At 71.3% G+C, this 19,359-nt stretch carries 20 protein-coding genes; 10 read left to right on the top strand and 10 right to left on the bottom strand.

Annotation, left to right across the window (positions count from 1 at the left end):
- Positions 1–31 precede the first annotated feature (31 nt).
- Complete coding sequence (locus tag AB0E88_RS04940; RefSeq protein ID WP_361623868.1) at positions 32–1,099, bottom strand: helix-turn-helix domain-containing protein; 1,068 nt, start codon at positions 1,097–1,099, stop codon at positions 32–34.
- Positions 1,100–1,217: 118 nt separating this feature from the next.
- Here AB0E88_RS04940 and AB0E88_RS04935 point away from each other — a divergent pair, with 118 nt between their 5' ends.
- The gene (locus tag AB0E88_RS04935; RefSeq protein WP_361623865.1) at positions 1,218–2,048 is read left to right on the top strand and encodes a dienelactone hydrolase family protein; all 831 of its coding nucleotides are present in this window, start codon (positions 1,218–1,220) and stop codon (positions 2,046–2,048) included.
- A 189-nt stretch (positions 2,049–2,237) separates the two neighbouring features.
- On the opposite strand, the gene AB0E88_RS04930 is transcribed toward AB0E88_RS04935, so the two are convergent.
- The gene (locus AB0E88_RS04930; protein WP_361624361.1) at positions 2,238–3,059 is read right to left on the bottom strand and encodes an SDR family oxidoreductase; all 822 of its coding nucleotides are present in this window, start codon (positions 3,057–3,059) and stop codon (positions 2,238–2,240) included.
- 414 nt (positions 3,060–3,473) lie between these two features.
- Between AB0E88_RS04930 and katG the strand changes: the two genes are divergently transcribed.
- Positions 3,474–5,666, top strand: a complete 2,193-nt coding sequence (gene katG, locus AB0E88_RS04925) for a catalase/peroxidase HPI (RefSeq protein ID WP_361623862.1) — start codon at positions 3,474–3,476, stop codon at positions 5,664–5,666.
- Positions 5,667–5,851: 185 nt separating this feature from the next.
- On the opposite strand, the gene AB0E88_RS04920 is transcribed toward katG, so the two are convergent.
- A complete protein-coding gene (locus tag AB0E88_RS04920) occupies positions 5,852–7,054 on the bottom strand; it encodes a DMT family transporter (protein WP_361623859.1) in 1,203 nt (400 codons plus the stop codon).
- Positions 7,055–7,170: 116 nt separating this feature from the next.
- Between AB0E88_RS04920 and AB0E88_RS04915 the strand changes: the two genes are divergently transcribed.
- Positions 7,171–7,653 (top strand): Lrp/AsnC family transcriptional regulator, encoded by a 483-nt coding sequence (locus tag AB0E88_RS04915; RefSeq protein ID WP_361623856.1) that lies wholly within the window; start codon positions 7,171–7,173, stop codon positions 7,651–7,653.
- A 13-nt stretch (positions 7,654–7,666) separates the two neighbouring features.
- Here the strand turns inward: AB0E88_RS04915 and AB0E88_RS04910 are convergent, their stop codons facing one another.
- Together AB0E88_RS04910 and AB0E88_RS04905 are read right to left on the bottom strand one after the other, a co-directional pair.
- Positions 7,667–8,377 carry a hypothetical protein gene (locus AB0E88_RS04910; RefSeq protein ID WP_361623853.1) on the bottom strand — a complete coding sequence of 237 codons (711 nt, stop codon included), beginning with the start codon at positions 8,375–8,377 and terminating at the stop codon, positions 7,667–7,669.
- Positions 8,378–8,492: 115 nt separating this feature from the next.
- A complete protein-coding gene (locus AB0E88_RS04905; RefSeq protein WP_361623850.1) occupies positions 8,493–9,071 on the bottom strand; it encodes a TetR family transcriptional regulator in 579 nt (192 codons plus the stop codon).
- Positions 9,072–9,145: 74 nt separating this feature from the next.
- On the opposite strand from AB0E88_RS04905, the gene AB0E88_RS04900 reads away from it, so the two are divergent.
- Positions 9,146–9,703 (top strand): GNAT family N-acetyltransferase, encoded by a 558-nt coding sequence (locus AB0E88_RS04900; protein ID WP_361623848.1) that lies wholly within the window; start codon positions 9,146–9,148, stop codon positions 9,701–9,703.
- 317 nt (positions 9,704–10,020) lie between these two features.
- A complete protein-coding gene (locus AB0E88_RS04895) occupies positions 10,021–10,224 on the top strand; it encodes a cold-shock protein (RefSeq protein WP_361623846.1) in 204 nt (67 codons plus the stop codon).
- A 74-nt stretch (positions 10,225–10,298) separates the two neighbouring features.
- On the opposite strand, the gene AB0E88_RS04890 is transcribed toward AB0E88_RS04895, so the two are convergent.
- Entirely contained in the window at positions 10,299–11,738 is a 1,440-nt protein-coding gene (locus tag AB0E88_RS04890) for a helix-turn-helix domain-containing protein (protein ID WP_361623843.1), read from the bottom strand.
- A 319-nt stretch (positions 11,739–12,057) separates the two neighbouring features.
- Between AB0E88_RS04890 and AB0E88_RS04885 the strand changes: the two genes are divergently transcribed.
- The 3 genes from AB0E88_RS04885 (at position 12,058) to AB0E88_RS04875 (ending at position 13,922) form a co-directional block, all read left to right on the top strand.
- Positions 12,058–12,669 carry a hypothetical protein gene (locus AB0E88_RS04885; protein WP_361623840.1) on the top strand — a complete coding sequence of 204 codons (612 nt, stop codon included), beginning with the start codon at positions 12,058–12,060 and terminating at the stop codon, positions 12,667–12,669.
- 128 nt (positions 12,670–12,797) lie between these two features.
- Positions 12,798–13,256 carry a hypothetical protein gene (locus tag AB0E88_RS04880; protein WP_361623837.1) on the top strand — a complete coding sequence of 153 codons (459 nt, stop codon included), beginning with the start codon at positions 12,798–12,800 and terminating at the stop codon, positions 13,254–13,256.
- A gap of 66 nt (positions 13,257–13,322) precedes the next feature.
- A complete protein-coding gene (locus AB0E88_RS04875; RefSeq protein ID WP_361623834.1) occupies positions 13,323–13,922 on the top strand; it encodes an HDIG domain-containing metalloprotein in 600 nt (199 codons plus the stop codon).
- 91 nt (positions 13,923–14,013) lie between these two features.
- On the opposite strand, the gene AB0E88_RS04870 is transcribed toward AB0E88_RS04875, so the two are convergent.
- Positions 14,014–14,556: a hypothetical protein gene (locus tag AB0E88_RS04870; protein WP_361623831.1), complete on the bottom strand. Its 543-nt coding sequence runs from the start codon at positions 14,554–14,556 to the stop codon at positions 14,014–14,016.
- A gap of 320 nt (positions 14,557–14,876) precedes the next feature.
- Positions 14,877–15,290, bottom strand: coding sequence for a hypothetical protein (locus AB0E88_RS04865; RefSeq protein ID WP_361623828.1), 414 nt, complete (start codon positions 15,288–15,290; stop codon positions 14,877–14,879).
- A gap of 244 nt (positions 15,291–15,534) precedes the next feature.
- Between AB0E88_RS04865 and AB0E88_RS04860 the strand changes: the two genes are divergently transcribed.
- A complete protein-coding gene (locus tag AB0E88_RS04860) occupies positions 15,535–16,797 on the top strand; it encodes a cytochrome P450 (protein WP_361623825.1) in 1,263 nt (420 codons plus the stop codon).
- A 124-nt stretch (positions 16,798–16,921) separates the two neighbouring features.
- Here the strand turns inward: AB0E88_RS04860 and AB0E88_RS04855 are convergent, their stop codons facing one another.
- Together AB0E88_RS04855 and AB0E88_RS04850 are read right to left on the bottom strand one after the other, a co-directional pair.
- Positions 16,922–17,140, bottom strand: a complete 219-nt coding sequence (locus AB0E88_RS04855) for a DUF5133 domain-containing protein (RefSeq protein WP_361623822.1) — start codon at positions 17,138–17,140, stop codon at positions 16,922–16,924.
- Positions 17,141–17,709: 569 nt separating this feature from the next.
- Positions 17,710–18,609 (bottom strand): LysR substrate-binding domain-containing protein, encoded by a 900-nt coding sequence (locus tag AB0E88_RS04850; RefSeq protein ID WP_361623819.1) that lies wholly within the window; start codon positions 18,607–18,609, stop codon positions 17,710–17,712.
- Positions 18,610–18,784: 175 nt separating this feature from the next.
- On the opposite strand from AB0E88_RS04850, the gene AB0E88_RS04845 reads away from it, so the two are divergent.
- Positions 18,785–19,255: a hypothetical protein gene (locus AB0E88_RS04845; RefSeq protein WP_361623816.1), complete on the top strand. Its 471-nt coding sequence runs from the start codon at positions 18,785–18,787 to the stop codon at positions 19,253–19,255.
- The last annotated feature ends 104 nt before the right edge of the window (positions 19,256–19,359 follow it).

Here is a 19,359-nt window from a genome sequence, read left to right as displayed (position 1 = left end):
GCGACGAAGGCCCGGCCGCGGCCCGACCACCTCAGGGCATGCGCTCAAGCGGGACGACGCTCGGACGACCGGGAAGCGCGCCCTGCGCGCCGCCGTCCCGGCCCGGCTCACCGCCCGCGCGGCCGAAGGCGGCCCGGTAGGCGCTCGGACGGTGGCCGGTGTGGCGGGCGAAGAGCGCGGCGAAGGTGCCGGGGTCCTGGTAACCGACGGCCGCGGCCACGGCGGCGACGGTGCGGTCCGTGGTCTCCAGAAGATGGCGGGCGCGGCGGACCCGGGAAGCCTGCAGATGGGCCAGCGGACTCCGCCCGGTCTCCTCGGCGAAGCGGCGCAGCAGCGTGCGGGTGCTCACCTGGAAGGCCTGCGCGAGCGCGGCGAGGTCGTACCGCTCGGCGAGGTTCTGGTCGAGGCGCCGCATGACCCGCTGGGAGAACTCCCGGCCCGGCTGCGGGAGGAGCCGCGGATCGACGTACGGGGTCTGGGAGGTCCGCGCGTCGTCGACGAGCGCCAGCCGCGCGGTGGTGCGGGCCACCCGGGCGCCGTGGTGCCGGCGGATCAGGTCGAGCGCGAAGTCGTACATGGCGCTGAACGCTGCCGTGGTGGTCACTCCCGCGTCGGTGACGACCAGATGCTCGGGCCGCACGTCGGCGTCCGGGCAGCGCCTCGCCAGCTCACCGGCGTGCAGCCAGGAGGTGGTGGCCCGGCGCCGGTCGAGGAGGCCCGCCTCGGCGAGCAGGAACGCGCCGACGCACAGGGAGACGACGGCGGTGCCGGCGGCGGCCTGCGCACGGATCGCCGCGACCTCGGGGGCGAGCCGGGCGAGGCGCGCGTCGAGGTCCGTGTCCGGGCGCAGTTCGAAGCCGGGCACCACCAGCACGTCGACCTCGCGCAGGGGACGCACGTCCAGGCTCGCGCCGCCGGAAGCGGTGACCCGGCGGCGGGGCGAGACGACCGACACCCGGTAGCCGGGCGCGTCCGCCCCGGCGACGTGCCTGGCCATCGTCAACAGGTCGGGGACGCCGAACACTTCGGACGCGAAGCAGTCCGGGTACGCCAGCACCCCGACCCTCAGCGCACCCGCTCCGGCGCCGTCATGCGTCATCGCCACCCCCTGTGCCCGCCCGTGTTCCGCTCGGACGTCTCGCGTGTGGCGAGATTACCGCCGGCCTCGGCGATCCCGCCCCTCACCCGGCGACCGGTCCCGCGGCCACTCTGGCCCCATGAGCGACGACGATCCGATCACCGATTTCTCCCACCGGAGCATGGCCGTGGAGGGGGTGCAGAAGACGGTGTACGTGGCCGGGACCGGGCCCGCGGTCGTGGTGCTGCCCGAGATGCCCGGCATCAGTCCCGACGTGCTGCGCCTCGCACGCTGGGTGCGCGACGCCGGCTTTACGGTGTATGTGCCCTCGCTGTTCGGAACGGACGGCGCCTTTCCCACGGTCGAGGGCGGCCGGGAGGTCGTCCGCCGCGCCTGTGTCAGCGCCGAGTTCCGTGCCTTCGGCGGGGGCGGCACCAGCCCGGTGACGCGCTGGCTGCGCGGCCTGGCGCGCCAGGCCCACGCCGAGTGCGGCGGGCCGGGGGTGGGCGCGATCGGCCTGTGCTTCACCGGCAACTTCGCCCTCACCATGGCCCTGGAGCCGGCGGTGATCGCCCCCGTGGTCAACCACCCGTCGCTGCCGCTGGACGACCCCGGCGGACTCGAACTGGACGACGAGGACGCGCGTGCGATACGCGACCGGGTCGCTCGTGACGGGCTCACCGTCCTCGCCTACCGCTTCGCGGGCGACCGCTGGTGCACGGGACAGCGCTTCGCCGCCTACCGCGCCCTGCTCGGCGACGCCTTCGACGGGCGCGTACTCCCGGACACCGCCGCGAACCCGGCCCCACCGCCCTTCTTCGCCGACCTGGTCGGCACCCCGCACAGCGTCGTCACCGCGCATCTCGTCGACGAGGCCGGCCACCCCACGATCCGGGCCCGCGACGAGATCCTCACCTTCCTGACCGAGCGCCTGCACCCGCCCACGAACGGACCACTGCCCACCACGTGATCCCGCCGGACGCGGCCCGCGGAGCCCGTGGGACGGCTGCTCCGGCGAGACGTTCGCCGGAGCCCGGCGAGAGGGCTCTCGGACCGGCCGTGGCCGGGGGCGGACAGCTCATGCGCCGGCCGGGTCCGGGGGGCAGCTGGATGACCCGCGCGGCGACCGTCCGGCCCAGCGCCGCATCGGCCCGTGGGGTCAAGGAGCGGGGTCGGTGGCGCGGGGGGCGATGTGGTGGTCGAAACCCATCGTCCCGGGGTCGAGGGCTGTCGTGCCGCCGTCGACGGTGAGGGCCGCGCCGTTGACGTAGGAAGCCGCGGGGGAGAGCAGCCAGTCGATCGCCTGCGCGACCTCGCGCGGCTCGCCCGGCCGTCCCATCGGCAGGAACCCCGTTGCCTCGCGGTAGCCCTCCTCGACACCGCCCGGCAGGCCCGCCTCCTCGGCGAAGCGCGCCATCCGCCGGTCGGCCATCTCCGTGCGCACCCAGCCCGGGCACACGACATTGGCACGCACTCCGCGGCGCCCGTAGTCGACGGCGACCGAGCGGCACAACTGGAGCAGCGCCGCCTTGGAGGTGGCGTAGGGAGCGTTGCTGGTGCCGTTGCGCAGCGCGGAGACCGAGGCGACGGCGACCACCGCCCCGCCGGACTCCAGCAGCCGCGGAAGGGCCGCGCGCAGCAGCAGGAGGGGCCCCGTGACGTTGGTGCGCATCACCTCGTCCCAGTCCCGCAGAGTCAGGTCCCCGACGGCTCCGCCGCGCCCGATGCCGGCGTTCAGCACGACTCCGTCGAGCCGTCCGTACGTGGTGACGGCCGCCTGGACGATCCCCTCCGCCGCGTCGGGCTCCCCGACGTCGGACGGGAACGCCAGCGCCCCCGTCTCCCGCGCCAGCCGGTGCAGCGGTTCGGGCCGGCGCCCGGAGACCACCACGTGGTGGCCCTGCTCGCGCAGCAACCGGGCCGTGGCCTCACCGATGCCCGAGCCACCGCCGGTCACCACGACCACCCGCTCGTCCGCCACCGCAGCCACACCCCTCACACCGAGATCATCGAGACATCCGGTCCGACTCTAGATCCGGGACCCGCACCGTCAATGAGTTTTGGCCAGTGCCTCACTCAGCCGACCGGCAGGACGGGAAGGGGGGCACAGGTCCCGGGGCAGCTCGCCTGCATTCGGCCGGGCCTTCGGAGTCCCGCGCGAAAGCAGTGAATGCCGCCCCTTTCTCCCACGTCTTTCATGGGGGGTGCTCTGCGTGTTCCATAGCGGTGTGGTCTGCGGTGCGCGACCATACGGACGCGGCACACCACCATTTCGGACCGGTGGACGCCATGGCGCGCCGAGTGCCTTGAGCCGACACGCTCACACCGGTAAAGGCGAACGACGTCACGAGCAGCAGCCAGCAGAAGGAACACCGAGACAGGAAGAAGGACGGGCATGTCCGGCAGCGAAAGCGAGAACCCCGCAATCCCTTCCCCGACGCCCACGCCGACTCGGCGGCCCAGGACGAATCGGGACTGGTGGCCGAATCAGCTGGATCTCCAGGTTCTCCACCAGCACTCGCCCCGCTCCAATCCGATGGACGAGGACTTCGACTACGCGAAAGAGTTCGCGACCCTCGACGTCGACGCGCTGAAGCGTGACGTCTTCGAGGTGATGACGACATCCCAGGACTGGTGGCCCGCCGACTACGGCCACTACGGACCGCTCTTCATCCGGATGAGCTGGCACGCCGCCGGAACGTACCGCATCGCCGACGGCCGCGGCGGGGGCGGCAGCGGAGCGCAGCGCTTCGCACCCCTCAACAGCTGGCCGGACAACGCGAGCCTGGACAAGGCGCGCCGACTGCTCTGGCCGGTGAAGCAGAAGTACGGCCGGAAAATCTCCTGGGCCGATCTCCTGGTGTTCGCCGGGAACTGCGCCATGGAATCCATGGGATTCAAGACGTTCGGGTTCGGTTTCGGACGGCAGGACATCTGGGAACCGGAGGAAATCTTCTGGGGACCCGAGGACACCTGGCTCGGCGACGAGCGCTACAGCGGCGACCGGGAACTCACCGGTCCTTTCGCCGCCGTTCAGATGGGACTGATCTACGTCAATCCCGAGGGGCCCAACGGCAACCCGGATCCGATGGCCGCCGCCCGCGACATCCGCGAGACCTTCGGGCGTATGGCGATGAATGACGAGGAGACCGTCGCCCTCATCGTCGGCGGCCACACCTTCGGCAAGTGCCATGGCGCGGTCGACCCGAGTTATATCGGGCCGGAACCCGAAGCCGCCCCGATCGAGCAGCAGGGCCTCGGCTGGCGCAATACCTACGGCAGCGGCAAGGGTTCCGACGCGCTCACCAGTGGCCTGGAAGGCGCGTGGACCAACGAGCCGACCAGGTGGGACAACGGATACCTGGACAACCTGTACGGGTACGAGTGGGAGCTGACGCGCAGCCCCGCCGGCGCCCACCAGTGGACCCCCAAGGACCCCGCGGCCAGGGACACCGTGCCCGACGCCCATGATCCGTCGAAGCGGCACGCCCCCATGATGCTGACGACGGACATCGCCCTGAGGGTCGACCCGATCTACGGACCGATCACGAAGCGGTTCCACGAGAACCCTGACGACCTCGCGCTGGCCTTCGCGAAGGCCTGGTACAAGCTGCTGCACCGCGACATGGGACCCGTGTCGCGCTACCTCGGCCCGTGGATTCCCGAGCCGCAGCTGTGGCAGGACCCCGTGCCCGACGTCGACCACGAGCTGGTCGGGGACGAGGACGTCGCCGACCTCAAGAGGAGGATCCTCGCCTCGGGCCTGTCCGTCTCCCAGCTCGTCACCACCGCCTGGGCGTCTGCCGCGAGCTTCCGCGGCACCGACAAGCGCGGCGGCGCGAACGGGGCACGGATCCGGCTGGCGCCGCAGAAGGACTGGGAGCTCAACGCCCTCCCCGAGGTGACCGAGACACTGCGCGGCCTCGAGCGGATCCAGCAGGACTTCAACGGCTCCCAGGCCGGCGGCACACGCGTCTCCCTCGCGGACCTCATCGTCCTCGGCGGGTGCGCGGCCGTCGAGCAGGCCACGAGGAACGCCGGGTACGACGTCACGGTCCCGTTCGCGCCGGGGCGTACGGACGCCTCGCAGGAGCAGACGGACGTGGAGTCGTTCGCCGTGCTGGAACCGAAGGCGGACGCCTTCCGCAACTACCTTCCGGCGGGCGAGAAACTGTCGCCGGAGACCCTCATGCTGGACCGGGCCAACCTGCTGACGCTGACCGCTCCCGAGATGACGGTGCTGATCGGCGGCATGCGGGCCCTCGACACCGGCTTCAAGGGCTCCCGGCACGGCGTCTTCACCCACCGGCCCGAGGCCTTGACCAACGACTTCTTCATCAACCTGCTCGACATGGGCACGGAGTGGAAGGCGTCGGCCACCGACGAGAACGTCTTCGAAGGCCGGGACCGCGCCACGGGCGACGTCAAGTGGACGGCCACCGCCGTCGACCTCGTCTTCGGCGCGCACGCCCAGCTCCGGGCCGTGTCCGAGGTCTACGCGTCGCAGGACGCGGGGGAGAAGTTCGTACGCGACTTCGTGGCCGCGTGGAACAAGGTGATGAACCTCGACCGCTTCGACCTCGCCTGAGCCCGACGCCCGGTCGGCCCTCACCGGCCGACCGGGCGCCGAGGCCCGACGAGGGCCCCGCCCGCAACGGACGGGGCCCTCGCCGGCGGGGGCGTCAGTGCCCGAAGGCGCCCTTGCCCCTCTCCTTGGCGGAGCGGGCCTTGCCACGGGCCTCGAGCGCAGCGCCCTTGGCCTCGGTGGTCCTGTTACCGGCCGCGTGGGCCGCCTTCCGCACGGCCTTCCCGAGCACCTGCTCGGCCTTGGCCTTCGCTCGTTCTCCGGCACTCATGTCGGTCCCTTCCTGCGCTCTCTTCCTGCGCCTGCCCTCGACGACCGGGCGGAAACCGGTTCCGGCCGGGGTGCCTCGGCGTCGCGCCGGACGACTCACCCGATGCCGACGCACGGTTGGCGAGGACGACTCCCGCGGCGATCACCACGGTGCCGGCTGTCACGGCCGGGGTCAGCGCCTCGCCGAGCAGCGGAACGGCGGCCACCGCGGTGAGTACGGGGCTGAGACTGCCGACGGTGGTACACAGCGGTGACCCCAGTCGCTGCACGGCGACGGTGTAGAGCACACCGGAGCACACCCCGGTGCCGAGTCCCTGGACGATCAGGAAGAGGACGACGTCGTGCGAGGCGGCCTGCCCGAGGGTGCTGGGCAGCGTTCCGGCCAGGACGAGTACGCCGACACCCGCGAAGGCCGGCGCGCACAGCAGGCCCGTTGACGCCACCGCGTCCAGGTTCGTCTCCCGCAGGCCCACCGTGTACAGCGCCCACAGTCCGCTCGCGAGCAGCAGCAGACCCACGCCGGTCAAGACGTGCCCGTCCACACCGGTGATCTCGGGAGCGACCAACGCCGTCGCTCCGATCCCGATCAGCCCGAGCCCGGCGCCCTGCACGCCCTTCGGCGCACGGTGACCGCGGGCTCCGAGCAGCGCGGCGAACAGCGGCACCAAGCCGGGAACCAGGGCCCCGACGAACGCGGCGGACGTCTGCGCACCGCCGTAGGTCACCGCGAGGTAGAACGGGACACCGCCACCCACGACGATCTTGATCGCCGGACCGGGACGCATGGCCGCGTACTGCCCGCGGCGCCTCCACAGCGCCGGGGCGAGCAGGACCACCGGCAGGCCGAACCGGACCAGTGCGGCGTCGGCCGGCTTCAGCGTGGAGGAGGCCAGCGCGCGCTCACTGAGCGCGAACGCGCTCCACAGGCAGACCGTCACGGCCAGAGCCACCACGCCGAGCACATCCAGCGGGGGCCGCGGCGCACCCACGCCGGGACCGGCCGCGCGCACGAGGGCATGACTGGCCCCACGTACGGGGGCGTGACCGGCCCCGCGCACGGGGGCGGTACCGACCGCCTGCGCGGGGGCGGCGTCACGGACGGTCGAAAGCGGCGTCGACATGGCGTCTCCCTCTCGTCAGGCACCCTCGCACGTTATGCCAAGCGGTGGGGCGAATGATTGCCAAGTCTGCTACTGAAACCTAGTCTGAGGGCAGGATCTGCCAAGCGAGGAGCGACATGGACGCCATCGACCGCACGATCATCCGCGAGCTGCAAGAGGACGGGCGGTTGACCAACCAGGAACTCGCCGACCGGGTACGGCTGTCGCCGTCCCCCTGCCTGCGCCGGGTACGGCGACTGGAGGAGTCCGGGATCATCCAGGGCTACACGGCCCTGGTGGACCAGGACACGTTCGGCCTCCCGGTGACGGCGTTCGTCCGTATCCGGCTGGAACGCCACACCACCGAGAGCGTCGGCGCCTTCGAGGAGCACGTGCGCCGGATCGAGCACATCCAGGACTGCTACCTCATGGCCGGGAGCACCGACTACCTGCTGCGCATCGTCGTCGAGGATCTCCAGGCGTACGAGCGCCTGGTGCGCGGGCCGCTGCACTCGATCCCCGGGATCGCCTCCATCGACACCGAGTTCGCCTTCGGCATCATCAAGCAGTCCCGGGTGTTCCCGCAGCCCGCCGGCTCACGTCCGGGTTCCGCAGGCTGACGCTGGGGGGCTGCTATCCGTGCAGCCAGACCCGCAGGGGTCCGACCGCCTCGAAACCGTGGCGGACAGCGGCCTCCAGGTCCGCCCCGTGCTCGTAGCCCACCACGGGCAGGTCCGGGAACAGCCGGTGCACCGCGTCCAGCACGCCGGGCCACGCCCGGATGGTGCCGCCCTCCGACGCGAAGACGTTGGAGATTCCCACCGCATGCTCGCTGCGGCTCGCCACCGCCCCGGCGGTCACCAGGCCCTCGGCGGAGCGCTCGACGAGAACGAACGTGGCCGGGTCGTCGAGCAGTTCGGGCCGGAAGAGGTCCGCGTTGCCGTCCCCGGCGTCCCAGGCCAGGGCCCAGGCCCGCAGTGCGTCCCGGTCGCCGGCCACCTCCCAGGCGGCATCCGGTGAGACGGTGGGCGCGCTCGCCGGGCGGTGGATCCACTGCGCCTCGAACAGGACGTGGAAGCCGGCCGCCGTCAGGTCGAGGTCGGCGAAGCTGTCCTTGACGCAGGCGCCGGCAGCGGCGGTGTCGATGCGGTCCACCAGCGCGGCGGCGTCGGCCGCCGGCACCAGCGTCACCGCGTCGGGGTAGTACAGCGGCGGCCGGGCCGGGACGGCCCAGGCCTGCGCGCCGAACTCGCCCGTCAGGCCGTGTGACCGGCTCATGGACGCGCACCACTCCGCGTTGTTGCGGGCAGCGCCCTGGATCACACTCTGCTTCGTCGTCCTCACGAGTGCGCATCATGGTCTGTCCCGGCCGGGCCCGTCGAACGATTTCCTTCAGCCGTCGGACAGCCAGCCCGCGAACCCCTCCCAGGATCAGGGGCGTTACGGCAGGCGCGGCGTCTCAGCCCCGCAGCAGGGCGAGTTGGTGCCCCACGGCCTCGGTGAGCCGCTGCTCGTCGTTGGTCGCCAGGAGATCGAGCAGGGCGCCGCGCAGCACGGCCAGGGCCAGGGTGCGCCGCACGGCACCGTCCTCGCCGTCCCGTTCGGACGGCGGCTGGCAGTCGGCCAGGACGCCGAGCCAGTCCTCCACCGTGGCACGGGCGAACCCGGCCCAAGCCCCGTCGGGCTGGACGAGGGAGCGCGCGTACGCCTCGGCCCACAGCCGCAGCAGGGGCCGATGCTCCTTCGCGGCGAGCCACGCCCAGACCTGTTCGACGGCCGGGACCAGGCCGGCGGGGTGTTCGGGCCGCCTGACCCGGGCCAGGAGCGCCAGCTCGTCGTCGCGGGCCCGCGCGAGCAGCGCCCGCACCAGGCCGTCCTTGCTGCCGAAGAGGAAGAGCAGGACCCGGGGGCTGGAGCCGATGGCCTCGGCCAGTGGGCGCAGCGACAGGTCGGCCAGGCCGTGGGCGAGGGCGTAGTGGTACGCCGCCTCCAGCAGCTCGCGCTGCCGGGCGGAGGGGGTTGGCGTTTCCTGGGGCACGGGGCTAGCCTAACCAACTGAAACAACTGTTTCAGTCCGTGGAGACGGCGATCAGGAAGCCGGGAGAACAGGTCATGTCGGAGCAGGATCAGAGACACGTCGTAGTGCGTCGAGCCGACCGTCCCGGCGACCTGGGATGGGTGGTGATGGCCCACGGCGAGGTCTATTCCAAGCAGTTCGGCTGGAACACCGACTTCGAGGCCCTGGTCGCCAAGATCGTCGCCGAGTACGCCGCCCGGCACGACCCGGACCGCGAGGCGGGCTGGATCGCCGAGGTCGACGGCCGGCGCGTGGGGTGCGTCTTCCTCATGGCCGGCGACCGGCCGAGGACGGCCAGGCTGCGGATCCTGCTCGTCACGCCACAAGGCAGGGGGCTGCGGCTCGGAGCGCGCCTGGTCGGGGAGTGCCTGGCGTTCGCCCGTGAGGCGGGCTACGAACAGGTGACGCTGTGGACCAACGACGTGCTGGTGGCGGCGCGAAAGATCTACCGGAGCTTCGGTTTCACCCTCGCCGACGAGGAACGCCACCACAGTTTCGGCCACGACCTCGTCGGCCAGAACTGGACCCTCGACCTGCACGCAACCGAACGCGTGCTGCCTGGCACGATCGGCGAACGACGCCGAGGAACGTGATCCGCATGTGTGCCTGGCCGTGCCGCAGGGGAGCGGCTTCCGTGGATGGACGGGATCACCGCGTCGATCCGTTCCGGTCGCTCCCTCGAACAGGCCGCGCCCACCTGACCGGAGCAGTGGCCTGTACGCTCGAGTGGCGGCTTGAAGTCGTTGCTCTATGGTGATGAGCAGTTTCACCGTGTAGTTTCACTCTCAGCTGTCGTGGTTCGCAGTTCCTGCCCGCGCTTTGGCGTGGGCGTTTTGCTGTGCAGTACCGGACCAGGACGACCACCTCCGGGCCGCGCGGTGCGGCCCGACATCGACTGAGAGGTATTGGCATGGCCAGCGGAACCGTGAAGTGGTTCAACTCCGAAAAGGGCTTCGGCTTCATCGCCCAGGACGGCGGCGGCCCGGACGTCTTCGCGCACTACTCCAACATCAACTCTTCCGGTTTCCGTGAGCTCGTCGAGGGTCAGGCCGTGACGTTCGACATCACGCAGGGCCAGAAGGGCCCGCAGGCGGAGAACATCACCGCCGTCTGATCGCAGCACGGACAGAACTGCCCCGGAGCATGTGCTCCGGGGCAGTCGCGTATCTGAATGCGGAAGGTGCGGTCCTAGCCGCTGTAGGGGACCCACGCACGTCCGCCCGCGTCCGTCGTGCCGTACCAGTAGCGGGGCATGTGGCTGATACCGGTCGTGCGGAACGGCCGGCCGTGGTCGTCGATACGGATCGTGCCGGTGCGGCCCTGGCACGACCAGTCGAGCTCGAGATACCAACGGGTGTCGTGGCTCAGTGTCGTCGCGTCGACCAGCAGAACCTCCGGGTCTTCGGCGGAGACGCGGTAGGGGAAGTGCACGGCCGGCAGGGTGTGTTCACTGTCGGCCCCGTCCTTGGGGCGGGCGATGGGGCGGTCGGCGTCGAGGTTCACGGTGAAGCGGCGGGGCGTGAGCTCGCCACCGCAGCCCTGGTCCATGGCGTACGCGCTCCCCGTGGCCGGGCCGCCCCGGCTGACGATGCGCACACGCAACGCCTCCAGCACCACGGCCGTCGACGACCGGCCCTGCACGGAGACCTGCACCATCGTCTGCCGCCCGTGCACCGCGCCCAGCGACGCCGCCCACGCGCCGGCGTCCTGCTGCACCGGCGGCGGGGGGACCTGTACGGGCGGCTTGTCGATGACGTAGTCGTGGCCACAGCCCATGTCCCAGACCTGAGAGTCGGCGCTGTAGGTGAGGGGCGGTCCGGCGGGCGGCTTCGCAGCCGCGGTGGGGTGGCGGTCGCTCCCGGTGGCGGCGGGCGGGGCGGGCGACGTGCGCCCGGGGCCCGGCGACGGGGCGCTGTGCGAAGCGCTGGGCGAGAGGGAGGGGGAGGGAGAGGCGGTGGCCGGCGGGGTCGTCGAGTGGTGGGGCGCGGCAGGTGCGTCCGTCCGGGGGAGCACGGAGGAGGAGGTGTCCGCGTGGGACGAACGGCCGTGCGACGAAGCGGACATGCCGGCCACGGTGGCGAGAAATGCGCAGCTGACGGCGGCGGACACCAGGACGCGCCGCCGCCGGTACCAGGGGCGGGGCGCGGGGGAGGGGGTGGACTCGTGCGGGTCGGGAGGGCCTGGGGCGGGGGAGCCGGGGGTGGGATGGTCCGTGCCGGGCTGGTCGGGCCGTCGTGGGGAGCTGCTGGCCTCGGCGAGTGCTCCGTCCGCGTCGGTTTCGGGCGTTGGTGCCGGTGCCGGTGCCGGTACGGAGATTGCCTGCGCCGGTGCGGAGGTTGCCTGCGCCTGCGCGGAACCGGCCGTCGTGCTTCTCCGCTGCCGGGCCGCGACCGCCGACAACCACAGCCGGTGCAGTTCGAGGCGTTCCTGTGCGGTGGCCTCGCAGAAGGCCGCGAGCCGTTCCAGGGGCGCGAAGTCCTGCGGTACGGCCTCGCCGGCGCAGTAGCGGTGCAGCGTCGAGGTGTTCATGTTGACGCGGCGGGCCAGGGAGCCGTAGCTGCGGCCCGTGCGGTCCTTCAGCCGGCGCAGCAGGGCCGTGAACTCCTCGACGTCGTCCCGAGCAGACACCGTTCCCCCGTCGTCCGCCCGCGATCCCGTATCCCAGGCACTCATATACCTGCACGTCAACCGGGCTGGGATGGTTCCACCGTCGCCAAAGGGCCGCCGTCGGTTGCGTCGACTCCCGGCCACGGCGGATGCTCTTGTCGTCGGCCCGACCCGCGCCGGAGAGACCGACCGGCCTTTCGGGCGAGGTCCGACAGACATGCAGCCACGCACCACACCCGTGCACCGCACGCACGCACCGCATTCGTGCGCTGCACGCATGCACCTGACCTCACCGCACCGCAGCGATGAGACTCACCGCACTCATTCACGGGGGACACCCATGCCCAAAAGCACCGGAGCAGGTACGCTCCTCGGCCTCGCCGTCACGGGCCTCGCCGTGGCGTTCGCCGGGCCGGCCGCCGCCGCTGTGAAGGCGCCCGGCTTCCTCGCGGCCGCGGACCTGCCGCCCCACCCAGCCTCGTCCTGGACGGCCGGTGACGTCACCGCAGGCGTACCGCAGGAGACGGGCGAGGACGCATGCCTGCGGGCGCTGCCGGGACACACGGCCGCCTGGCATCGCGACTTCCGCACCGACCTCGACACCGGCGCCCGGCAGATCACCGTCGTCCTGTCCGACACCCGCACGGCCGAGCAGCTGACCTCCCGGCTGAACGCGGACATCGAGTCCTGCGCGGCCCGCATCGAACAACAGCAGCCGGACACCCGGGCCACCGGCAAGGACTACGGGACCCTGCCCGTCGAGGACGGGGCCCATGTCTACGGCGTCCACACCGAGACCTCCTGGGGTGCGAGCGACGTCCGCCTGCTGTCGGTGGGCCGGGACGGCCGCACCGTCACGGTCGTGAACTGGGCCCAGCTCGGCGGGTTCGAGGGCGCCCCGGTGCGGGCCTTCAAGAAGACGACCACCACGGCCGTCGACAAACTCCGCTGACGAAGGCCGTCCGGGTGCGCCCTCCCGCCACGGGGGTCGGGAGGGCCGCCCGGGCAACGACAACCGCACCACAGCCCGACCACTCGACCAATCGACCACCTGATCACAGAAGAAGACGGGGAACAGACATGAAGAGCACGACCCGCACCGCCCTCACCGCCGGAGTCCTCGCCGTCGCCCTCGGCGTCGGCGCCACCGTGCAGGCTTCGGCCGGGACTCCGCGCAGCGTCAGCGGCAAGCCGTCCGACGACATCACCCGGATCGCCGACTTCTACGGTGCCTACATCGACGCCGTGACCGACGAGGACGGCGGCGGTCTCGGCGAGGCCCTGCGCAGCCACTACCTCACCGCCGGCTTCCAGAAGGAACTGAACGCCTGGGAGGCCGAGAACCACGCCGACGGGGTCCTGCGCGCTCAGAACGTGCCGCTCGCCTGGAAGGTCACCGACACCGGCACCGCCGACCACACGGAGGCCGTGATCACCCTCACCTGGAGCAAGTCCAGCACGAGCCGGCTGATCGTCGACATGAGCCGCTCCAGCCACAAGATCTTCCACATCGGGGACAAGGGCGTCGGCGGGAAGTGACGGCCGGGCAGTCCCGTCCGACGGGACTGCCCCAGGTCATCCACAAGCCCTTGCTAGGCTCCGCACGTGTCCCTTCCCAGCGTTGACGAAATCCGCGCCCTGCACGAGAAGTACGCGCCGACAGCAGAGGCGTTCGACGTCGTGCACACCCATTGCGAGATCGTCTGGAGTGTCGCGGAGCACTTGGTCGCGCGTTCATCGCTGCGGGTGGACCTCGAGCTGGTGAGGGCCGGCTGCCTCCTGCACGATATCGGGGTCTACTCCCTCATCACCGTGGACGGACACGTCGACCGGGACAACTACATCCGTCACGGCATCCTCGGCCACGAAATCCTCAGGGGTGAGGGATACCCCGAGCACCTCTGCCGGATCTGCTCGTGCCACACCGGCGTGGGCATCACCAAGCATGACGTCGTTGCGCAGGGCCTTCCGCTGCCGCCGTGCGATTACGTCGCCGAATCCACCGAGGAACGGCTCGTCATGTACGCGGACAAGTTCCACAGCAAAACCACGCCCCCGAAGTTCCTGTCCGCGGCCGCCTACGCCCGGTACGTCCGACGCTTCGGTGACGAGAAGGTCGACGCGTTCGATGCCCTGCGCGCGGAATTCGGTGAACCGGACGTGGCAGCGCTTGCCTCGCAGTACGGTCACGCGCTGGAGCAGTGACCCAGAGCCGAGGGACGGCTTGATCGCGGGCCTTGCGAGGGCTGCGCTGCCGCCCTGTCGGTCCAACAGCCGGCCGGGCGCGTCTCAGGTGCTATGCCACGTCCGGTCGGTCCTGCCTGGCGGCCCCTCTCCGCAGGTCTTGGTGGAGGAACCATGCCGTGCCTATGAGCACCGTCCCGCAGATGGCGGGAACGAGCACCCAGGGCAGGCCCGCCCACACGGTGGCCAGCCCCACGACAGCGCAACTGGCCTCCGTGACGATGAGGAGCACCTTGCCGTAGGGGCGCCAGACGAAGAGTCCGGGGTCGCGGGGTCTGGCCAGACGTATCGCGCCGAACACCAGCGCCAGCCCCGCCGTCAGGCCCGCGAAGGTGCCGACGGCACCCGCCATCTGGGGTTCGTCGCGAGGTGCGTCGGCCGAGGTCTGCCGGTCGTCGCCATGGGCGACCTCGACGACGACGCCACGCCAGACGGTACCGGTGATCCGGTCGCCCTTTCCGAGTTCACTCAGCACCGGCCCCCGGTCGCCGAACGCCACGACGACTCTCGACAGGGGGCGCGGGCCGAGCAGGGTCGCCCGCATCTTCCTTCTGGTCGTGCTGGTGGCCTGCACCGTGAACGTGAGGTGCCGCAAGCAGTCCTCGGACCGTCGTATCTCGGTGCCCGCGGGGCATGCACGGGCTGCCTGGTAATCCCGGTGCAGTTCGCGGTCACTGGGCAGCCAAGTGGTGAACACCCAAGCACACGCCATCGCCGCAAGCACCGAGACAAGGACTAGCGCCGCACCCGTCAGGCGATTCCACCCGACCCTCCCAGGAGCCAGCGGTCCGTCCACCTCTCTGCCGGCACCGATCCTCATCGACATCCCCCGTCCCCCTTCGTACCCCACCGAACGCACCCACCTTCGCCCAACTGCCTCCAGTCAGGCAAGGAAAGCCTGCGGCACATGCCTGCTCACCCTCGCTGTGACGGTGCCGCCTGCTGGCGGTGGAGCCTTTCCAGGACGCGTTCGCGGAGGAGTTCGTACTCCTCTCGGAGTCTGCGCCATTCGGTCACCGGTGGGCGAGGGATCACGATGCCTCCCGTGACGACCTCGTCCGGCCGGAACTGCTCGCGGGTGAGGTCGAGTTCGATTCCCCCGCCCAGGCGGTTCCACCAGTGGTAGTCCACGCGCACTCCGCCGACGTGGACCTCTCCTCGGATCAACTCCCCTCCCAGCAGGTCATTGAGCACCATCGCCGTCACCCCGCACTGGTCCCGGGCCGGATTGTCCGCGGTCCAGCGCGACCGGAACTCGGGTGTGCACGTCTCGGCGCTCCAACTGCTGCGCACGGCCCGCTCGATGTCGGTGAGAAGCAACGGTGTCATGCCGCTGATCCTGCCAGCCGGCACTGACAACGGCCGGACTCCGGCGGACGCTGCGCGGACCGCCGCGGCGTGATCCGGCGCTCGGCCTCCCCGGCCAGGCGCCCGGTTCCGGAAGGGGGAGTCGGCGACGGCCCGGGCGGGACCGGGGCTTGTACGCCCCGCCGTTCGCGTGGCGGACTTGTGCAATCACCCTTCGGCACCGCACTGTTGGCCGATATTCGCTCAGACGGTCAGGAGTTCCGGCTTGTCCTCCGCAACGCCCCTTCCCGCCCCGGCCCACGTCGTCGACCCCGCCGGTGGCTGCCCGCACGCCCTGAACGCCGGCCTCCGGGCACAGGGGCCCGTTGCGGACATCGTCCTGCCGGGCGGCGTGCCGGCAGCGGTCGTCCTGGGGCACGACGCGCTCAAGGAGTTCCTCTCCCACCCCGACGTCGCCAAGGACGCCCGCCACTGCCCGGCCCTGCACGACGGCACGATCCCCGCGGACTGGCCGCTGCGGGTCTTCGCCAACGCTCAGGGCATGCACACCGCCGACGGCGCCGACCACCGCCGGCTGCGCTCGCTGGTCGGCAACGCCTTCACCGCCCGCCAGGTGGAGCGGCTGCGGCCGCGTATCGAGGAGCTGACCACCGGCCTCCTCGACGACCTCGGCCGGGCCGCCGCCGAGGACCCGGACGGCGTCGCGGACCTGCGCACCCACTTCGCCCTCCCGCTCCCCATGAGCGTCATCTGCGAGCTGCTCGGCGTGGACCCGGAGCACCGCGGCCGGCTGCACGACCTCACCTACACGGTGATCATCGCCACCGACACCACCCCGGCGGAGGTGATGGCCGCCGTACGCGAGCTCGTCGAACTGCTCGGCACCGTCGCGGCCGCCCGCCGGGCCACCCCCGGCGACGACCTGACCAGCGCCCTGATAGCCGCCCGCGAGGACGGCGGCGACCGGCTCAGCGAGGCCGAACTCATCGGCACCATGCGTCTGATGCTCGTCGCCGGTCACGAGACCACCCTCAACCTGATCAGCAACGCCGTACGGGCCGTGTGCACCCACCGCGATCAGCTGGCGCTCGTGCTGGACGGCAAGGCCACCTGGTCGGACGTGGTCGACGAGACGCTGCGCTGGGACGGCCCGGTCAGCTGGTTCCCCTTCCGCTACCCCACCCGCGACCTGGACCTCGGCGGCACGGTGATCCCGCAGGGCACCCCGGTCCTCGCCGGCTACACCGCCGCCGGCCGCGACAAGGCCTTCCACGGCCCCGACGCCGACCGCTTCGACATCACCCGGCCCGGCGCGTCCCGGCACCTCTCCTTCGGTCAGGGCGCGCACTACTGCGTAGGCGCGCCGCTCGCCCGCCTCGAGGCGACGATCGCCCTGGAACGTCTCTTCACCCGCTTCCCGGACCTCGACCTCGCCGTCCCCGAGGCCGAACTGGCCCGCCAGCGCAGCTTCATCGGCAACAGCGTCGAAGCGCTCCCGGTCCGCCCGGTCCCCGCGCTCCGGCGCTGAGGCGAGTCACCCTGCCGATCCCCGACCCGGCAGCCGCCCGGCGGCCGGGGTCAGTTCTGTGTGCAGCCGGCCCTGGACACCGGACACAGCCCGCTCCGCACCCGGCCGGGCGGCCCCGCCGGCCTCATCTGGAGCCGGCCGCTGCCTGGCCGAGCAGCCCACGCGCGTGAGTCACCGCCTGCTGAGGGTCCCGTACACCGGTGTACACGCAGACGGTGTACTGGACGTCCTCCAGTCGCCGTCGCACATCCGGTGCCGGGTCGGGTTGGGGAGTGAGCGCATCGAACTCGGTGAGCAGGTCACGAAGTACGGAAAGGTTGATCAGAGGCATCTCGGCTTCCATTCCCGCACCCTCGCAGGTGCGTGATCTTGCCTTCGTGTCGTCTCGACTGCGCTGTTGAGGCCGGTGCACAGCCCGTGCGGGATCGGTTGATGCCACGGGCTGTCCGCACGGGACATGTGCCTTTGCCGGACAGCGGGTGTTACCGCGTCCGAGGGGCCAGGTCGGTTCAACTCCGAGGTCAGCGCGCTGGTCCGCGCACCGTGAGGTTCCGACCGGGCCGTTGAACGCCCCGACGGCCGCCGGGAGGCGGACAGGGGCAGGGAGGGCGGAGAGCAACTCCGGAAGCCACACGGAGGTGCATCGGCCGGGTCTCGGTCCAGCGCCCTCGCTGCGTGACGGCGCTCACATTAGTTCAGGCGAGCGCGGTGCAAAAGACCCGGGGGCGTCCTCTCCTCACGCATCGCAGCCGACCTCGTACCCTCCGCCACAGTCACACGTCGGGCATGCACGCGGTCGGCCCGGGGATCGGCGCGGCCCGGCGAGGCGCCGTAAAGCCGTCAAGGACGCCCTTCGGGGGGCTCCGCGTAAAGCCGTCAAGGACGGGCTTCGGGGCCCTCGGCGCAAAGCCGTCAAGGGCGGCCTTCCGGTTCCTCGGTGTCCCAGTTCCAGTCGGTGAGGGTGGCGCGCATCAGTCGGGCGGCGGGCGGCAGGTCGCTGCCGGCGCGCCACCACAGGGTCACCGTGCGACGGCAGCCGGGGCTGTCGACGGGGAGCCAGGTGAGGGAGGCGTCCCCGGCGAGGTGGCGGGCGAAGGAGGGGACGAGACCGATGCCGATTCCCGCGCCGATCAGGCCGGCGAGGGCACTGTGTTCGTCGCTCTCGCAGACGATCCTCGGGGTGAGGCCGTGTGCCGCGAAGAGCCGGTCGAGCAGCCGGCGCAGCCAGTGGCCCTCGCGGGCGGTGACGAATGGCTCGTCGGCGAGTTCGAGGACACTCACGGACGTACGCGCCGCCAGCGGATGGTCGATCGGCGTGCTCACCCCGACCGCCTCGTCGAACAGCTGCATCGACTGCAGGCCCTCGGCCTGGACCGGCTGCGAAGCGACACACAGGTCCACCTGCTGGGCCCGCAGACGGCGGGCCATGTCCTCGACCGGCGACCACTGGAGGTCGAGTTCGACGGATGGATGCGATCGCTTGTAGGCAGCGAGTGGGCCGGTGAGGGTGAGGAAGGTTTCCGACGCCAGCCTCACGGTGCCCAGGCCCTCACGGGTGGCCTCGGCCACTGCGCGCTGTCCGGCCCGGAGTTCACCGAGAGCACGTTCCACGTGGTCACGAAAGACTGTGCCGGCGTCGTTGAGGCGCAGCCGGTTGCTCCGGTCGAACAGCGGGGCGCCCACCTCGCTCTCCAGTCGCGCGATGGTGCGGCTCAGCGACGGCTGGGCGATGCGCAGCTCTTCGGCTGCCCGGCTGAGGTGCTCCAGCCGCGCCACGACCAGGAATTGCCTGAGCGAGTTCAGCTCCATCATGTCTCCTCGGTCATAACGCCATAGCGATATTGATCTTAGACAGCATCACCAAGTGGTCATAGCGTCAGGGGTGTTCGCAGAGGGAGACCACAGCGAGGAGATCCACATGGTCACCAGCACTCCGGAATCCGCTGATGTGCGCCGGGGCAGGGAGCGGGGGAGCAGCAGGACACGCATGACACTCAAGAAGTCCTTTGCCGTGTCGCTGGTCGCGGCCGTGGTCGGCGTCTGCGCGGTGGGCAGCGCGGACGCCGATGCCCCGGGCGGGGATCGAGTCGAGGTCATCGAACTCGCCATTCACAACGATCAGTACGCGGCTGCCGACCTGGGACCGGCGGGGCCCAGCTTGGGCGACATGGACGTCTATTCGGGAACCGCCGTCAAGGACGGCCGCACCGTCGGACGTGGGGGCGGGTCGTGTCAGGTCGTCCGCATCGAGGGCGGGAAACGCACGACGCACTGCCTGATCACGCTAGAGCTCGAGCGGGGCTCTCTGACGATGCAGTCCCTCTGGACGAGCGGAACGGATTCCCTCGACATGGCCGTCACCGGCGGTACGGGCGTCTACAGCAACGCGCGGGGTACGGCCCGCTACTGGGACATCGCGACAACGACGGAGAGGATGCGCGCCGAGATCCAGCGCTGAAGGGTGCAGCCCGCCCGGACACCGCCGAACGCCGTCCGCACCGCTGCCCGGTCGAGTCGGCACCCCGGCACCCGGGGTGCCGACTCGGTGGCGCGGGAACGCTC

It is taken from the genome of Streptomyces sp. NPDC028635 (assembly GCF_040637635.1).
In the GTDB taxonomy this organism is placed as follows: domain Bacteria; phylum Actinomycetota; class Actinomycetes; order Streptomycetales; family Streptomycetaceae; genus Streptomyces.
The sequence above is the reverse complement of the archived record's forward strand: the minus strand, read 5'-3'. Positions and strand labels throughout refer to the sequence as shown.